This is a genomic window from Patescibacteria group bacterium (assembly GCA_035529375.1).
Classification (GTDB): domain Bacteria; phylum Patescibacteriota; class Microgenomatia; order PFEM01; family JAHIFH01; genus DATKWU01.
On record DATKWU010000009.1, the window covers coordinates 93,611 to 111,609 of the forward strand.

Consider the following 17,999-nt stretch of genomic DNA (forward strand, 5'->3'; position numbering starts at 1 on the left):
GCGATAGAAAAAGCAACTATTTTAAACCGGATAGGCATTAACTAATTAATAGACATGCAAGTAAAGAGTATCAAGATTGGAATCATCATGATCAACTCGAACATAAGTTAAGCTACAACCAACTCCATAAACACCTTGATATAGCTTACCGGCTTTAACCGCTTTTACTTCACTCGATGAATTACTAACTATGTCAATACCATCATGAAAACTGTAAATTCTTCCTACCCAAGTATGGTGAATCGCCCAAGTATCACCATAACCTTGATTAAATTTAATTGGTGAATTAATCGGCCAAGTCCAGCTACCAGAAGGATTGAAAGGATCACCATCACCACTATTACATTCTGAACCAGAACAATTCTCATAACTAATACTATTATTTAGGTATTTAAAGGGATTATGAGTATTGCCATTTTCGGCGACCATAAAATGAAGGTGCGCGCCCGAGGAATTACATGAACTACTGTCATCTTCACCCCATTTAAGAATGGTGGCGATTTTTTGCCCCTCAGAAACATGACCCGCTTCTATCTCCTTACCTTGACCGGCAAGAATTCCCTGAATAGCAATTAACTCTGCTCTGGCGCTCGAAATCAACTGCTGATAAAGTTTTTCGTCATTTTGAGTGGCCGCCAGGAGTCTTTGTCTGTCCGCTTTTTGTTGAGCTAAAATATTTTTCTGGGATTCAAGTTTTTCTTTAGCGGCTTCTAACTCTGCCTGTTTTTCTTCCTTAACTGTTTTTTGATCAGCGTAATTAGTCCTTACCGTCTCCATCTGAAGCATTAACTTCCGATCATGAAGTTGGATGACTCGAAGATATTTATAACGGCCAACAAAATCAGAAAAGTTCCTGGAAGAAAGAAGTAAAGCAAAGGAATCAATCTTGCCTTTTTTGTAAGTTTCGGCAATCCGTTTGACTAGGATTTGAGAAAGTTGATCAAGAGAAACGTCTAAATAGCCAATCTTGGTGGAAAGAGCCCCAACTTCTTCTTCTATCTTCTCTATTTCAGCGACAGTGGTGTAAATTTGGGCGGTGGCCAAAGCAATACTGGCATCAAATCTGCTTAGCTCGGTCTTAAGGGTCGTAATCGCTTCCGCTTTTTGACTTGAAAGCTTATTCCAAACATCAATACATTCTTCCAAATGTTTCCGCCCGGTTTCCAGATCTCGCTGACATTCTTCATCCGTAATCTTGGCGTTAACAACAGGAGTTGAAAGAAAAAGGGAAACAATTAAGGCAATTAAAAGAAAAAAATATTTTTTTGGGATAGACAACATCTTACTTCAGATATCTTCTAACCGCAATGAAGCTACCTAAGGTTCCGATGATTGCACCCAAAAGAAGTTCTCCTCCTAGAACCGCCAGCATAAAGAAGATGGGCACTGGCAAGATAGGAATACCTGCCAAGAAATCAATCAAAAATGGTGTGGCGTAAAGTAAGAGAAGATAGGCAACGCCCCAGGCAATCAGAGCACCGATAGTTCCATAGAAAATACCCTCAAGAAGAAAAGGAACGCCAATAAAACCCTTGGAAGCCCCAATCAACTCCATAATTTCCACTTCCTCCTTACGCAGGGCGACTTTCATCCCAATAATCACCAGAATGGTCAGTAAACCGGCTAAGCTAAAGGCAATTGCCAAACCAAGACCAACGAGACGAATATTGGTTGTCCATTTATTAAGGGCTTCAACCACATCTTGCTGGAAAATGACTTCCTCCACCCCTGGCTCCTGGCGCAGAATTTCCGCGATTTCCCCCAGATAATTAATATTGATTGTTGAGACTTCTAAAGAAGCGGGCAGAATATTGGCGGTGACCATTTCCAAAAGTAAAGGGTCGTCTCTATTCTGTTCTCGATAAATGGCTAAGGCTTCTTCTTTAGAAATATATTTCATTTCCTTAACCTTGTCCGTTTCGGCTAGCTTGGCCTTGAGTAAATCAATTTCTCCAAGAGTGACTTGATCTTCAAAAAAAGCCGTGACTTGAGGCCGAGTCTCAAAAAAATTAAGAATTGCCTGGGAACCAGCCCCCAGTAGGGTAAAAACAGAAATAATGAAGAAAGTTAAAATCATAATCGACAAGGCCGCCAATGATTGATAAGGCGAACGGCGAATATGAGTCCAAGTGGTTCTAAAAATTTGTTTCATCTTTTTACTTATTTTATCTTATATTTGCCTTGCTTTTTATCAGAAACTAATTTACCTTTATCTAATTCAATCACTCTTTCTTTCATCGAATTAACAATTTCAAAATTATGAGTGGCCATAATCACGGTTTTACCGGTTTGATTAATTTTCTGCAAGAGCCTGACAATCTGCCAGGCCGTGGCGACATCGAGATTACCGGTCGGCTCATCGGCAACCACAATCTCTGGCTGGCCAACGACTGCTCGGGCTAAACCAACTCGCTGAAGTTCGCCGCCGGCTAATTGGGAAGGAAAAAGATTAGCCCTTTCTTTTAAGCCCACCAGTTTGAGAATTTTAGGAATTTCTTTTTCAATTTCTTTTTCATCCTTACCCAGGACCCTTAAGGCCAAAGCGACATTTTCCCAAACCGTTCTGTCAGTCAATAATTTAAAGTCCTGAAAAACCACCCCAATTCTTCTTCGCAATTGAGGGATATCATTTTTCTTCATTTCTATTAAGTTAAAACCGTCTACTTTAATCTTGCCTGAAGTAGGCAGATAGTCCCTTAACATTAAACGAATAATGGTTGTCTTGCCAGCGCCTGATGGTCCGGTCACAAAAACAAACTCTCCGGGTTCAATCTCAAAAGAAACATCCTCCAGAGCCACAATTTCACCAAACTTCTTGGTAACTTTTTTAAACTTGACCATCTTTAAACACCATCAGGACAAGAACTAAGAACTTTAACCCGACCGACATCCATCAACCAACCTGCCTCTTGACCAGCAAACGTCTCTCCCCAAACCTGAACACATTTATCGACGAATTGATTCAAATCCAAAACTGAACTGGTTAGATAAGCCGTCTGACTTTCGCCACCCGGCCGGATTAAGATATGGGAACCATCAAGCACTTTCTCGTTATCGTTAACCTTGATTCGTCCTTGGGCAGTGTCCCGAAAAACCTCTTCATCTTTAATGCCCACCTCATCTGGTCCTTGAATAGCCTTGCCCCCTCCTATTAACTCAGTTTCGGTGGTTGGCCCGGTTGATTTTCGGTTGGCAAGAACATAGCCACTACCTATCCCCGCTAAAATAATGACAACAATGGCCACCGCCGGAATCAAGTTCTTTTTTAAATCAAATGATCTTACTGAAGTAGGCATTTTTTTTAACAAACCTCCTCTCTCTGGAGTAGCACTAGTAATATTAATTTTTTGTAATGACTCTTCCATAATCACCTCCTTCGCTGAATTAGGTATATCTCTTAATTGAGCTCCTAATCAAACAACATTCACTATACCACAATTTTAATAGCCGCCTCAACAAAACCATCCAGATTGCCATCAAGAACGGAATCAACATCACCGGTTTCGTAGTCGGTTCTCAAGTCTTTGACCATTTTGTAAGGGTGAAGGACATAGGAGCGAATCTGGGTTCCCCAGGCAGCCTTGGTCCGGCCACCCTTGAGTTTGTTTTCTTCCTCTCGGCGTTTTTTTTCTTCCTTTTCCCAAAGCTTGGCTCTTAAAATTTCCATGGCCATTTGCCGATTTTGTTCTTGATAACGCTGAGCTTGAGATTCGACCACAATCCCGGTAGGTTTATGCTTTAAGCGAACCGCGGTTGAAACCTTGTTGACATTCTGACCGCCATGACCTGAAGACCGGAAAGCTTCAAATTCAATTTCATCAGAATTAATCTCAACTTCTGTCTCTGGTAAAATTGGTAAAACTTCAACCAAGGCAAAAGAAGTCTGACGAAGATTGTCAGCATTAAAAGGAGACCGACGAACTAGTCGGTGAGTTCCGGCCTCATGTTTAAGATAACCATAAACCAAACTGTCTTTAACTCTCACTGTTACCCGCTTGACACCGGCCTCTTCACCTAAAACCTCATCCAGAATTTCGTACTGCCAACCTTTTTTTTCAAAATATTTTAAATACATCCGCTTCATCATTTCCGCCCAATCCATGGCTTCAGTTCCCCCTTGGCCAGCGTGAATCGAAAAAACAACATTAGAGCTATCATATTTACCAGCCAAAAAAGTTTTAGTTTCTAATTGATCAAGTCTCTTTTCAGCCTCTTTTTCCTTACCCTCTTTTAAAAGCTTGTCCAAGGCTTCTATCCCTTCAATTTCTTTTTGCAAATCAGTCATTCTCTTCATCTTGGCTGAAGCTTTTTCCTGATCCTGCCAAAAATTAGGTTGGGCTGATTCTTTTTCAATCACCTCAATCTCTTTCTGAAGCTGATCAGGATTAAGTTTTTGTTTTAATGTTTCAAGACGTTGTTTTAAATCTGCCATTTTATTCCTCCTCACCTAAAACGCCTTCACAAAATTCTTTGCGAATTTGTTTTTTGGTAGCTTCTAACTGGTCTTCAGGTAATTTTTTAATCGCCTTAATCAAATTGTCTGTTTGTTCTTGGATATTAGTCATTGGTTCTTTAATTGGTTCAATATCCTCTCCCTCTTGAATTTCTATTTCCAATTGAGGTGCGCCTGGAAGAATCTTAATGGCTTGACCTAAAATCTTACCACCTAAATCTTCCAGTTTTCTCTGTAAGGATAGATTAGGTAAGCTAATAGAAGCGCCAGCCACATTTGCCTGATTCTGCCAATCAGCCAAAGACTTAGCTAAAGCCACAACCACCAAAGCCAAAAAAACAATAATAAAAACCCTAATTAATCTTTCTCTCATTTTGATTACTTACCTATTAATTGTTGAGAATATTTACCCAAAATTAACTTTTTTCTCTTTAATAATTCTTTTTTCTTATTTATATCACCCCAAGTATATAAACCAATTTGAGGCCAAGCTTGCCTTCTTCCTCTCCCTTTTTCCCATTTTCGCTCGCCATGAACTGGTTCTCGCTCAATTATTCTTAGCAAATGCTTATCAGCATCTTGCCAAATAAGATTGCCATCATGATTATGAATCTTTCCAAACCAACTAAAGTAGTTATACATAAAGGCTACTTCGACTAAAGGAATACCCCATTTAAGATAAAAGTAATCCTTAAATTTATCAACAAACTTTTCGTAATCCAAAGGAAAAACTTTTGCCTTCTGATTCCACTCCAAATCAACAATAAAAAAATCTGTTGCTAAAGTATGGGGTTTTTCTGGAAATTTAGCAAACCAAGCACAAGTAGCAATATACTTCTCTTCTTTATTCATTCTTTTTATCAAATTCTCTAAAAATTTAAGGTTAATCATCCAAGTATCAGCGGCAGTGACTAAGCAGTATTTAATCCCTAGTTTCTGACTTTTTTGAGAAATTGCCTTGATACCGGCATCAATCATATTAGCGGCGCCTAGAAAATGGCCCGGGTTGTCCATTTGGATCAATTCATCTTCAAGATATTTTTTGTAGTTATATTTTGGTCCACCATTGTAGCAATGCACCAAATAGGTGCTACCCAAAACCTTGCTTTTGGAATAAAGATTTTTGGAAATTTCTTGATTAATATAGGCGTCCGTTATTTTATTGTGAGTATAAATTAAATGGCCAATCATAATTTATTTTTATTATAGTTTATTCGTATTTCGGATAGCAGCATTTTTTATATTTTTTGTTCGAACCGCAAGGACAGGGGTCATTCCGACCAACTTTCTTTTTCCGGGGAATCGCTTGTTTTGCCTGTTGAGGTTGGGCCGTTAAACCCATATTGTCTTTGGTATCAATATTAGTTTGGATTGGTTGTCTTTGGGGTTGAGGCTGGCCAATCTGAACTCTAAAGATTTGTCTAATCAGATCGTGATCAATTGAATCTAGTAATCTTTCAAAAGAAGTAAAAGCTTCCTTTTTGTATTCCACCAAAGGATCCTTTTGGCCATAACCTCTTAAACCAACGCCCTCCCTTAAATCATCCATGGCATCTAGATGATCAACCCAAAGGCGATCAATCGTTCGCAGATAAACAAACCTCTCAAGCTGGCGCATCATTTCTGAACCAATTTGCTTTTCTCTGGATTCATAAGCATCTTTTGCTAATTTTTTGAGGAGGTCTTTGATTTTTTCTGGGTCTTTAAGATCCTTTAATTGAACTTTTAATTTTCCTTGAGAATTGGTATCAAAAGGCAAAATCTCACAAAAACCGGTAACTATTTGTTCGTATTCAATCTCGACAATGCCTTCAGGAGTATAGAGAGCCACTAAGTTATCCAAATTGCTAATCATTTTCTCCTGAATCTCTTTTTTCAATTCTCCATTACTCTTATCAGCGGCCTTCAGAATCTCTTGTCTTTTCTTGTAAATAATCTCTCTTTGGCGGTTCATGACGTCATCGTATTCAACCACTCTCTTTCGCATATCAAAGTTAAAACCCTCAACTTTTGTTTGAGCCTGTTCAATTGCCTTAGAAACCATAGAGTGCTCAATCGGTTGGTCTTCAGGCAGTTTGAGGGTGGTCATCAAACCGGCAATTCTTTCACCACCAAAAAGCCTCATAATGTCATCCTCTAAAGAAACAAAGAATCTTGAAGAACCAGGATCACCCTGACGGCCGGAACGACCTCGTAATTGATTGTCGATTCTTCTTGACTCATGGCGTTCAGTCCCAATGACATGAAGACCGCCTGATTTAATCACTTGATCATGGGCTTGCTGCCATTCTTCCATAGCCTTCTTGGTTTGTTTTTCGGGTTTCGAACCGCCCAAAACAATATCCACTCCTCGACCGGCCATATTAGTCGCCACCGTGATTGCTTTTGGTCGACCAGCTTCGGTAATAATCTTGGCTTCTCTTTCGTGCTGCTTAGCATTTAAAACATTATGAGTAATACCCTTTTTGTCCAGAAACTTGGAAACAATTTCGTTTTTTTCAATTGAGGTGGTCCCGACTAAAACGGGTTGACCTTTTTGATAACATTCCTCAATTTCTCGAACCACGGCCGCATATTTTGCCCGAACCGTTTTGTAAACAAGATCAGGATTATCTTCTCGAATCATGGGTTTGTTAGTCGGAATAACGATTGTGTCCAGGTTGTAGATTTTGATGAACTCTTCAGCTTCAGTGGCCGCCGTACCGGTCATACCCGCTAATTTTTGGTACATCCGGAAATAATTTTGGAAAGAAATGGTCGCCATCGTCACCGATTCTTGTTGAATTTTGACATTCTCTTTGGCTTCAACCGCTTGATGCAAACCCTCTGACCAGCGGCGACCGTGCATTAATCGTCCCGTAAATTCATCAACAATAATCACCTGATCATCCTTAACCACGTAATCACGGTCACGGAGATAATGGACTCTGGATTTAAGGGCGTTCTCAATATGATGAATCGTATCAAAGTCTTTTTCGTAAAGATTATCAATCCCCAACCGGTTCTCAATTTTCTTAATCCCGTGTTCGGTTAAATTAGCGGTTTTAGTTTTCTCATCAGTCAAGTAATCAGTGTCTGGTGATAAACCATTAATTAACTCCGCGAATTGATAATATTTCTGGGTTGGTTCGGTGTCTGGAGCCGAAATAATCAAAGGCGTCCGAGCTTCATCAACTAAGATTGAATCAACTTCATCAACAATGGCAAAATGATGACCGCGTTGAACCTGGTCTTCGACTCGAAGAGCCATATTATTTCGAAGATAATCAAAACCAAATTCATTATTAGTTCCATAAGTAATATCCGCCTGATAAGCCTCTCGACGACTGATCGGCTTTAAATGTCTTAATCTTTCTTCTTGTTGTTGTTTTTCGGTGTATTGAGGATCTAAAAGAAAGGCTTGGTCATGAATAATACAACCCAAAGAAAGACCGGCGAATTGAAGAGCCTGACCGTACCAACCCGTGTCTCGACGGGCTAAGTAGTCATTAACGGTGACAATGTGAACCCCTCTCTCGGTTAGACCGTTAAGATAAGCCGCAATTGTAGATGATAAGGTTTTACCTTCTCCGGTTCGCTGTTCCGCAATCCGACCCTGATGAAGAGTAATGGCGGCCATTAACTGAACATCAAAAGCCCGCTCACCAACAGTTCGTCTAATCGCTTCCCGAGCCAAAGCAAAAGCCTCGGGGAGTAAATCATCAGCGGTTTCACCATCAGCCAATCTTTTCTTAAAAGCCGCGGTCATGCCTGAAAATTCATCATCCTTGAGCTTTTTCATTTTTGGCTCAAGCTCATTAATCTTCCCGACCATCGGTGTTAGTTTCCTAAGCTGCTTCTCGTTAGAATCAAGGAGGTGGTCAAAAAATTTAATCATTTTTACTTTGATTATTATAACTCAAATGAAGCTCAGCTTCTAGCGATGAAGAAGAGATTAGTCGGGGTTTTGATGGTTTCAACTTGAGAAAAATGTCGATCTAATTTTTCCTCAAACCCAGTTAAATCCTCACCTGGCAAACGAAGTCGATTAAAAACAACCAAGGCTTTTTTAGAAAGAATTTTTTTAAGACTCTCTAAAAACTTATCAGTCTCCGCTTGTTGGGAAAACTTAGAACCTAAATAAAAATCAACTAAAACCAAATCAAACTTTTTACCTTGGTACTTAGCTAACCATTGAAAAGCATCTTTGTTAATGATTTCTAAATTTTCAACCCTATCTAAGCCAAAAAACTGCTTACCAATCTTAATAATCTCTGGATCAATTTCAATCCCTAGAATTTTTGCTTCTGGCCAAGGTGATTTAATTAATTGAACTACGGTGCCTCCGCCTAAACCTAGAATTAAACAGTTTTCGACGTTTAATTCTTTCTCTAATTTTTTAAATGGCTTTTTCCAAATTCCTTTAATTATTCCCCCTGACTGAATCAGACCCTGAACATGAAGGGTATAGCGCCCAAAATGTTCTTTGACAATAATCTCACCGCTTATCTTTGATTTTGTTTTAAAAATTGTTCGCGGAATAAAGGAAAAAGACATCATTTACCGATAACCCTTTGCTTGAAGTTCAAAGAGTTGGGCATATCTCCCACCTAATTTTATTAACTCATCGTGATTCCCGCTTTCTATTATCTTTCCATTATCTATCACGTAGATCTTATCCGCTCTTCTGACAGTTGAGAATCGATGAGAAATGAGAAAAAGAATTTTCTCTTTCGAGTAATTAATAATCTCTTCAAAAATCTCTTCTTCTGCCTTTGGATCGACATGAGAAGTTGGCTCATCCAAAATAACTACTCGGGCATCTTTCAAAAAGATTCTGGCTAAACCAATCCGTTGCCATTGCCCCATAGATGGTCGGATTCCTTTTTCAAACTGAGGATCTAGAGGATTTTGATATTTCAATCTCAAAGATTCAATGTAGTCATCAATTTTTGCTCTTTTGGCTGCCTTTTTAATCAAATTACTTTTATTAATCTTAGTAATATCGCCATAACCAATACTCTCTTTGGCTGAAAAAGGATAAACTTCAAAATCCTGAAAAAGAACTGACAAATTTTTCCAAAAATCTTCAACCGAATACTTTTCAAGTTCAACTCCATTTAAAAGTATTTTTCCTTTCTGAGGATCATAAAAGCGGCAAATAAGTTTAACTATCGTCGACTTGCCTGCCCCATTTTCTCCAACAATCGCCACGTTTTCTTGAGGATTAATTCCCAAATTAACATTTTTTAAAACCCAAGGGCTATTATTGCTGTAGCGAAACCAAACATTCCTAAATTCAATCCCCTGGCTAATTTCTCGAGGAAATTTTTTTCCTTTCCTGTCCAACGCCAATTTTGGCTTAAGAGAGAGTAGCCAAACAAGATCAGTAACGTACAAATAATTTTCATAAAGTTCAAAAAAGTTCTTTACCAACCCAGTAAGATTTTGTCGAAAAGTATTAATTGCCCGAAGAATCATTTCGGCTGAACCCACAGTTAACTTCTTGGCAAAAACAAAAAAGGCGACGTAGATACTAAAAATCAAAAGAAATATATTTTGAGGAATTGAGGCAGTAATCTTCCAAAAGGTCTTTCTTTTCTCAAGATTAAGTCTGCCAGAAAAAATTTGATTATAAATTTTCATCATTCTTTTAGAAAAAGGCCTGGCTAATTTTAGAAGTTTAATTTCAAGAATATTTCTTGGTACTAAAAGATAATGTTCAAGCCAGGAACTAATACGATAGAGTGGCATTATCTTATTTCTAAATCGATAATCCTCTTTAACAAACTTGGCATCAATCCAAAAAACAGGCACTGAAAGAAAAAGAATGATTAAAGTTACCAATGGATTAAAAGAAAAAATAATTACGATAGTTGAAAGAAGTCCCGCTAAAACCATCGGTGTACTCGCAATTGGCCAAATCATTCCCCAGGCCCGTGTCGAGCTTTCTCGTCTAATCTTCGAGATTTTGTCTTGAAATTCGGGATCATCAATTAAAGAAACATCAAGCTCAACGTGTTTTTTGGCAATCAGAGAAAGTAAATAAACTGATAAAATTTCCGACATCATTCTTCGGAGGAACTCTCCTGTTCTGTAGAAAATATCCTGGCCAATTCCTACAATAAATCTCAAAAACAAAATTAGAATTACTATTTTGCCTGATGTTCCCCAAAAATCGGTACCAATACTATTGATTAGGCCATCAATGAAAGCCTTTTCTAATCTCAAAGTTGGATAAGTCAAAATACCAACAACAGTATTGGTAAGAAGGGTTAATAACAGAAGTCTAGGACTGATTTGCCAAGATAATTTTATAACCTGAGAAAAAACAAAAAAAACTTGACCAAGACGACTCTCTTGAAGTTTAGGTAAAGAAACTCTTCTCATTTATTTTTAGGAGAAATTTTCTTAAAGCCAGTATATTTCTGAAGAACCTTAGGAATTATTACTGAACCATCTCTTTGCTGATAGTTTTCGAGAATCGCTAAAATCATTCTGCCAATCGCAAAAGCGGTCCCATTAAGAGTGTGAACAAAGTCTGTTTTACTTCCTTCTCGATATCTAATATTCAATCTTTTGGCTTGGTAGTCGGTACAAGTCGAAGTTGAGTGGGTTTCTCGATATCTTTTCTCGGCCGGAAACCAACAGTTAACATCATACTTTCTCACTTGGGGATGAGCCAAATCACCAGCGCACATTTTGGTAATTTGGTAAGGAATTTCTAAAGCCCGAACCAGTTTTTCTTCTAAAGATAATAAATAATCATTTTCTTTTTTGTCGCCATCTTTTTGGGGTTTAATAAAAGAAAACATCTCCATTTTGTCAAATTGATGAACCCGAAAAATGCCTTTGGTATCCTTTCCATAAGTGCCGGCCTCTCTTCGCAAACAAGTCGAAAAACCAAGATAACGAAGAGGGAGATTTTTAGCCTCAAGAATTTCATTGGCATGGATTGGTCCGAGTGACTGTTCGGCCGTACCAATCAGATAAAGTTTGTCTTCTTTAAGATGATAGGTTTGATCTTCACCCCCATGCTCCAGATAACCCATTCCTTTCATCATTTCGTCCTTAATCATGATTGGCGGAACAACAGGAATAAAACCTTCCTTAACTAAAACTTCTAAGGCCAATTGAACCAAAGCAAATTCTAGTTGAACCGCTTCATTCTTCAAATAACCAAACCTTGTGCCGGAAACCTTACTGGCGGTTTTAATGTCAATCAGATCTAATTGTCCACCTAATTGCTGATAGTCTTTGGGTTTAAAACTAAATTTCTTTAGCTTTCCCCATTTTCTGACTTCAACATTTTCTGACTCGTCCTTACCTTCAGGAACATCATCGGCCGGCAGATTAGGAATTTCCATGAGAAGATTCTTAAATTCTTCTTCAACCGCCCGAAGATCAGGTTCTAACCTTCGGAGCATCTCCTTAATTCTCTTGCCTTTTTCTTTTTCACTCTTTTTCAACTTATTTCTGGCTTGGCGCCACTTGTCGACTTCGGCCATTAATTGCCTTCGGGTTTCATCTACCTTTAAAACCCGATCAATAATTTTCGCGTCATAGCCTTTTTTCTTGATTCCTTGTTTAACTTTTTCTGGATTTTCTTTAATGAAATTAATATCTAGCATTTTAGAGTCCTAAGTCTTGGTTAATCCCTTGCATCGCTCCTAAAGCAATTTTAACAAATTCTTCTAAGGAAATGTTGAGTTTTTCCTGACACAGCTTGATTTGTTCTCGGTCAACGGCCGCCGCAAAAGATTTGTCTTTCATCTTTTTTAAAACTGATTCCGGTTTGACGCTAGTAATTTTTTTATCCGGCATCATCAAAGTCGTAGCCACAATCAAACCGGTTAATTCATCACAACAATAAAGAGCCCATTCCATTTTAGTCTGGGGTTTATTCTTGCCGGTCATCTCGGCATTATGAGACAAAATCGCCTGCAGGATTTCTTCATCAGTTTCACCGGCCTCTTGAAGCCATTGAAACATTAAAAGAGTGTGTTCTTTTGGTTGGTCCTTGGTTTTTTCGTAATCACCATCATGAAGGAGACCAACCAAACCCCATTTTTCTTGATCGCCATCAAGTTTTTTGGCTAAGGCCCTCATAACCGCTTCAACGGCATAGCAATGACGCCGCAGATTTTGATTCTCCATGTTTTGCTGAAGAATTTTTAGGGCGGCTTCTCTAATTATCATTGTTTCTTTCTTTCTGGACGAAGGGTGGGAAATAAAATGACGTCACGAATATTTTGATTATTAGTCATCAACATCACCATCCGGTCAATTCCTAAACCCAAACCGCCGGTCGGTGGCATCCCATACTCCATGGCCTCAATATAGGGTTGGTCCATGGGATGGGCTTCTTTGTCTCCAGATTTAGCCGCTTTAACCTGTTCTTCAAAAAACTCTTTTTGGATTAAGGGATTATTCAATTCACTGTAAGCATTGCCTAACTCGAAACCGGCGGTGTAAGGTTCAAATCTCTCAATGATAGTTGGCTCATCTTCTTTTTGCTTACTCAGAGCTGAAGTTTCCCTGGGAAAATCATAAACAAAAGTGGGCTGGATGAGATAAGGTTCCACTAATTCAAAAAGAGTAGCAATCGCCACCCCGCGATTAAAACCAGCTGCTACACCGCTTAGAGTTGGTTTTTCTTCTACTTCCAGATTATGCTTTTCTAGTAATTTTTTTATCTCTTGATCAGACAGTTTGTCGACATCAATCTTGGCATATTCTTTTAAGCCTTCTTTCATTGTCATTCTTTTCCAGGGCGTTTTAAAATCGATGAGGTTCTCACCAAATTTGACTTTAGTGGTCCCCAAAACTTTGCGGGCCACAAAAGCATAAAGCTCTTCTGTTAATTTCATGATGTCATGGTAATCAGCATAGGCCCAATAACATTCCATTTGGGTAAACTCGGGATTATGGATCCGGTCAATGCCTTCGTTTCTAAAATCCTTATCAATTTCATAAACTTTTTCAAAACCGCTAACAATCAAGCGCTTGAGATAAAGCTCATCTGAAATCTTCAGATAAAAATCATGATCTAGAGTATGATGACGAGTTTTAAAGGGTCGAGCCGTAGCTCCACCATAAATCGGTTGAAGGGTTGGGGTCTCGACCTCAACAAAACCTTCTTTGTCTAAAAATTCTCTGACCGCCGTCGTAATCTTGGCCCTCATCTCAAAAGTTTTCTTGACCTGAGGATTCATGATTAAATCCAGATACCTTTTTCGATATCTTTCCTCAACATCTTTTAAACCATGCCATTTTGAAGGTAACGAACGAATTGATTTGGTTAATAAATGAAAATCCTCTACAGCAACAGAAGTTTCGCCAGCATCAGTCTTAAAAACCTTTCCTTGAACATCAATAAAATCACCAATATCTAAAAGACTTAAAAGTTCTGCTTTTTTCCCTTTTATCTTTTCTGATTTAAAAACTAATTGGATTTTGGCTGATTCATCTTGAAGATCAAAAAACTGAATACCACCATGACCCCGAACAGACATCACTCTCCCGGCCACGGCTACTTTTTTGCTCATCATCTTTAAAGACTGGGCAACTGTTTGTTCTCTTTGACAACGAGCCGGATAAGGGTTGATTCCTAATTTTTTAATTGCTTCTAATTTTTGGAGACGAATTTTTCTTAATTCTTCAAGAGGTTTAGCCATCTTGGCTTAGAGTGTATCATAAAAGAAGATGAGGCTCAATTAATTCCTTTGATCGTGTAAATAATCTTTCCAGCCGGAGCTTCAACTTCTATCTTGTCGCCGACTTGTCTACCTAGGAGTGACTGACCTAGAGGTGACTTATGAGAGATTCTCATTGAAGCCGGATCAGCTTCCCATTCACCCACTAGATGAAAAGATTGATTCTTGCCATTAAACTCAACGGTTACCTTACAACCCAAATTAACTTTATCTGACCCTCCGTCTTTTTGATTAATAATTTGGGCATTATTAATTACCTCTCCCAGCTCACTGATTTTTCCATCAATAAAAGCCAGGTTCTGTTTGGCCTGAATATGTTCATTATCTTCAGTCAGATCACCAATCGTTCTGGTCTCGGCCACTCTTTGAACCGCTTCCAGTCTCTTGGTATTAACCAATTCACCGTATTCTTTTTTAATTCCCTCTAGACCTTCTTTGGTGATGGGAATTTTATTTTGATTATTGTCCATATAATTCAGAAACTTCCTTATTTTTAATTAATTTAGGGCACCGGCAGTTGGAGATTCAACGTCTCTGATAATAAAGTATTTTAGCATTATCTGTCAACAGGCCTATAGAGAAGAGATGAGGCAATTTCGGTGACCCCATGGGGATTTGAACCCCAGTTTCCAGGATGAGAACCTGATGTCCTAGGCCACTAGACGATGGGGCCAGACAAACCTAATTTTAGCTTAAAATAAGAAGAAAAACAAGAAATTCAAAACAACAAAAAACCCACCTTTTCGGTGAGTTCTTTGTTAGTAAGGAAACGCAACGTCTGAATGAGAAATAAGATAGATGGGGAGAGACTCCGGAGAGTCTCTCCTTCCGACGAAAGTATCACACAGCACTACAAAGTGAGGAGGTATTCTTTTTTTTCTAGATCGTCTTAGGTGAAAATCTCCTCCTTTCTCACTGCGAAAGATCTTCCGGAAACAACCAGTCCTACTTCACTCGTCCGTTGCCAGGGCCAGGCGCCGCCTATGGCTCGTTGTGCGGCGTGTGCCCGGGGACGGAGGCGTCCACGTCCACGATGCTGCGGCTTGATGTTACAGCAATCAACGTCGTCACGACACAGGGAGATCCACGACACATACTCATCTTGCTTCTCCTACCTCTTCTCTGTTCTGTGCCAGTGAGAGATCTGACAAAAAATACCCTTTCTTCCTCCTTTCTTCTCTCATTAATAGCGAACGGCAAGCTGGATACAACCTTGATTATACCCAATCTGCCACTCACTATTCTTTTGAGAAAGAAAGTTAGAACGTCACGTTTCCTTTTTTAAAGTACTGCCTTTTATCTTTTTTTTCTGCTTTTTTAGAAAAAGGATTATAGGCTGTTTCTAGTATAAAATATTTGTTTCTGTTTGTCAAGAAATTTCAAGAAGCAAGAGAAACCGTTCGAGAAGGGATGTTTCTGGTAATTTTTTTAGGTCTTTTTCTGGTTGTTTTGGTCTTTAAAACAATTCCCAAAACCTCATCCATATGTTCAGCAAATTTAAACTTAATATCTTTCTTGACTTTAGTAGGAATTTCTTCTAAATCCTTTTTATTGTCTTTGGGAAGAACGACTGTCTTTAAACCAGCTCGATGAGCGGCAATGACTTTTTCTTTAATACCGCCGACTTCTAAAACCCGACCTCTTAAAGTAATCTCACCGGTCATCCCTACATCTCGCCTTACCGGAATCTTAGTAAAGGCGGAAACTAAGGCCGCCGTAATCGCCACCCCGGCTGAAGGTCCATCTTTAGGCACCGCCCCTTCGGGAATATGAACATGGGTATCAATTTCTTTGTAAAAATCTTCTCTTAACTGCAAAGGCTGCCAGCGACTCCTGACATAAGAAAGAGCGGCCTTACCAGATTCTTTCATTACCTTGCCTAGTTTTCCAGTCAAGAGCAATCTGCCTTTACCCGGCATCAGGGCCACTTCAATTAAAATAATATCGCCGCCTGCTTGGGTATAAGCCAAACCAGTGGCCATTCCAATTTGATCTTCTTTTTCAATCATTGTTTCTGAATATTTTCTGGGTCCAAGATGTTTGACTACATCCGCTTTAATGACTGTTCCTTTAACTCTTTTCTTTTCCGCTTCTTTGCGAGCAATTTTCCGGCAAATGGTGGCCAGGTTTCGCTCTAATTCTCGGACACCCGCTTCCCGAGTATAACGATTAATCACTTCACTAAGGGCGCTATCAGCAAGCTTGATTTTCTTTTTATCCAGACCATTAGCTCTTAATTGTTTTTGCCAAAGGAATTTTTTGGCAATATTGAATTTTTCCTCTTCGGTATAACCTGGAAAGCGAATAATTTCCATTCTGTCTCTAAGAGCTGGTGGAATCGTGTCTAAAATATTACCGGTAGTAATAAACATTACTTTGGAAAGATCAAAGGGCACTTCCAAATAATTGTCCGAGAATTCATAGTTCTGCTCTGGATCAAGAGCTTCTAACAAAGCGGCTGAAGGATCGCCCCGAAAGTCAATCCCGACTTTATCAATTTCATCTAACATGAAGACAGGATTATTGGTGCTCGCGTTCTTAATACCTTGAATAATCCGTCCGGGCATGGCCCCAACATAAGTCCGGCGATGACCCCGAATTTCGGCCTCATCCCGAGTCCCACCCAAAGACATTCGAACAAACTTTCTTCCTAAGGATCGAGCAATTGATCTACCGATTGAAGTTTTGCCGACTCCAGGTGGCCCAATGAAACAAAGAATCGTTGGTCCCCCAATCTCTTCTTCCTTTTTTCTGCCTTTTTTGGGATGTTTTTTATTCTTTTCCTTTAACTTCATCACCGCCAAATATTCGACTACCCTCTCTTTAGCTTTTTTCAAACCATAATGATCTTCTTCCAAAACTTTAGCCGCTTTGGTAATCGAGTGTTTATTAGGCGAAGATTTGGCCCAAGGCATTTCCGTTAACCAATCGAGATAAGTTCGGATATAGCCAACCTCTGGGTGATTAGGATTAAGTTTGCTTAAACGCTTCAGTTCTTGCTTGGCTTTTTCTTTGACCTCTTTAGGCATTTTCGCTTTTTTAATTTTCACTTCGTATTCCTTCATCTCCGTGTCTTCTTCACTAATCTCACCTAATTCTTCTTCAATCGTTTTCTTCCTTTCCCTTAAAATCGCTTCCCGCATGGTTTTGTCAAACTTTTTCTGGGTTTTGGAAGCAATGGCTTTTTCCAAATCTAAAACTTTAATTTCGTGAGAAAGATATTCAGTCACCTTTTCCAAACGAAGCCGGACATCCGTCAACTCCAAAAGTTTTTGCTTTTTATCAGTTTCCAGATCAAGAACATAGGCCACTTGATCCGCCAATTCAGCCGGATTAACCCCGCTCATTAAGCGAATAATTACCCGGGCATCAACGGACTTACCCAGATTAATAGCTCTTTGAAAATCATTAAGAAGATTTTTATAGAGGGCTTTAACTTCACTAGAATCCTCCGCAATATCATTAACTTCAGAAACACTCCCAATCAAAAAAGGTTCTTTAGTTTGCAAAGACTCTAAACGTACCTTAACCAAGCCTCGGATTAAAGCATGCTTTAGTTTCTTGTCTTCAAGAACGTCTTCAATCCTAGCCACGGTCCCGATGCGATAAAGATCATCAATATCGGGATCATGGACTCGGGAATCTTTTTGAGTAAAAAGACAAATCAAGCGATTACTCTTAAAAGCGGCTTTGATCGCCGCTAATGATTTGGACCGGCCAAAAGTTAAAGTCATTTCGGCATGAGGAAAAATGACGCCTTGGCGAATGGCCACAACTGGAATAATTTTTTCTTGATTGTTATTAAATAAAACCGTCATCTTTAAAATTTACCTTTATCTTTAGCAATCTAA

The 17,999-nt window shown here is 39.1% G+C and carries 15 protein-coding genes and 1 tRNA gene; all 16 read right to left on the bottom strand.

Annotated elements, in window-relative coordinates; genetic code table 11:
• Positions 1 to 45 precede the first annotated feature (45 nt).
• The 16 genes from VMY36_01640 to lon all read right to left on the bottom strand — a co-directional run bounded on the left by VMY36_01640 (position 46) and on the right by lon (position 17,966).
• Positions 46 to 1,281, bottom strand: a complete 1,236-nt coding sequence (locus VMY36_01640; GenBank protein HUV42589.1) for a hypothetical protein — start codon at positions 1,279 to 1,281, stop codon at positions 46 to 48.
• Between the two features lies 1 nt (position 1,282).
• Complete coding sequence (locus VMY36_01645; GenBank protein ID HUV42590.1) at positions 1,283 to 2,152, bottom strand: permease-like cell division protein FtsX; 870 nt, start codon at positions 2,150 to 2,152, stop codon at positions 1,283 to 1,285.
• Positions 2,153 to 2,160: 8 nt separating this feature from the next.
• Positions 2,161 to 2,841 (bottom strand): cell division ATP-binding protein FtsE, encoded by a 681-nt coding sequence (gene ftsE, locus VMY36_01650; protein ID HUV42591.1) that lies wholly within the window; start codon positions 2,839 to 2,841, stop codon positions 2,161 to 2,163.
• Between the two features lie 2 nt (positions 2,842 to 2,843).
• Positions 2,844 to 3,365: a hypothetical protein gene (locus VMY36_01655; protein ID HUV42592.1), complete on the bottom strand. Its 522-nt coding sequence runs from the start codon at positions 3,363 to 3,365 to the stop codon at positions 2,844 to 2,846.
• Positions 3,366 to 3,427: 62 nt separating this feature from the next.
• Positions 3,428 to 4,432 (bottom strand): peptide chain release factor 2, encoded by a 1,005-nt coding sequence (prfB, locus tag VMY36_01660; protein HUV42593.1) that lies wholly within the window; start codon positions 4,430 to 4,432, stop codon positions 3,428 to 3,430.
• A gap of 1 nt (position 4,433) precedes the next feature.
• On the bottom strand, positions 4,434 to 4,826 hold the full coding sequence (locus VMY36_01665; protein ID HUV42594.1) for a hypothetical protein: 393 nt from the start codon (positions 4,824 to 4,826) through the stop codon (positions 4,434 to 4,436).
• Positions 4,827 to 4,831: 5 nt separating this feature from the next.
• Positions 4,832 to 5,644, bottom strand: a complete 813-nt coding sequence (locus VMY36_01670) for a hypothetical protein (protein ID HUV42595.1) — start codon at positions 5,642 to 5,644, stop codon at positions 4,832 to 4,834.
• 19 nt (positions 5,645 to 5,663) lie between these two features.
• Positions 5,664 to 8,330, bottom strand: coding sequence for a preprotein translocase subunit SecA (gene secA / locus VMY36_01675; protein ID HUV42596.1), 2,667 nt, complete (start codon positions 8,328 to 8,330; stop codon positions 5,664 to 5,666).
• 32 nt (positions 8,331 to 8,362) lie between these two features.
• Positions 8,363 to 8,992 (bottom strand): methyltransferase domain-containing protein, encoded by a 630-nt coding sequence (locus VMY36_01680; protein ID HUV42597.1) that lies wholly within the window; start codon positions 8,990 to 8,992, stop codon positions 8,363 to 8,365.
• Positions 8,993 to 10,822 carry an ABC transporter ATP-binding protein gene (locus tag VMY36_01685; protein HUV42598.1) on the bottom strand — a complete coding sequence of 610 codons (1,830 nt, stop codon included), beginning with the start codon at positions 10,820 to 10,822 and terminating at the stop codon, positions 8,993 to 8,995.
• Positions 10,819 to 12,063: a serine--tRNA ligase gene (gene serS, locus VMY36_01690; GenBank protein HUV42599.1), complete on the bottom strand. Its 1,245-nt coding sequence runs from the start codon at positions 12,061 to 12,063 to the stop codon at positions 10,819 to 10,821. Before serS ends, VMY36_01685 begins: the two co-directional genes overlap by 4 nt.
• 1 nt (position 12,064) lies before the next feature.
• Entirely contained in the window at positions 12,065 to 12,631 is a 567-nt protein-coding gene (locus VMY36_01695; protein ID HUV42600.1) for an HDIG domain-containing protein, read from the bottom strand.
• The gene (gene lysS, locus VMY36_01700) at positions 12,628 to 14,109 is read right to left on the bottom strand and encodes a lysine--tRNA ligase (GenBank protein ID HUV42601.1); all 1,482 of its coding nucleotides are present in this window, start codon (positions 14,107 to 14,109) and stop codon (positions 12,628 to 12,630) included. The genes VMY36_01695 and lysS overlap by 4 nt, the downstream gene beginning before the upstream one ends.
• 35 nt (positions 14,110 to 14,144) lie before the next feature.
• Positions 14,145 to 14,618, bottom strand: coding sequence for a transcription elongation factor GreA (gene greA / locus VMY36_01705; GenBank protein ID HUV42602.1), 474 nt, complete (start codon positions 14,616 to 14,618; stop codon positions 14,145 to 14,147).
• A 130-nt stretch (positions 14,619 to 14,748) separates the two neighbouring features.
• A tRNA-Glu gene (locus VMY36_01710) sits at positions 14,749 to 14,821 on the bottom strand.
• A gap of 706 nt (positions 14,822 to 15,527) precedes the next feature.
• The gene (lon, locus tag VMY36_01715; protein ID HUV42603.1) at positions 15,528 to 17,966 is read right to left on the bottom strand and encodes an endopeptidase La; all 2,439 of its coding nucleotides are present in this window, start codon (positions 17,964 to 17,966) and stop codon (positions 15,528 to 15,530) included.
• Between the last annotated feature and the right edge of the window lie 33 nt (positions 17,967 to 17,999).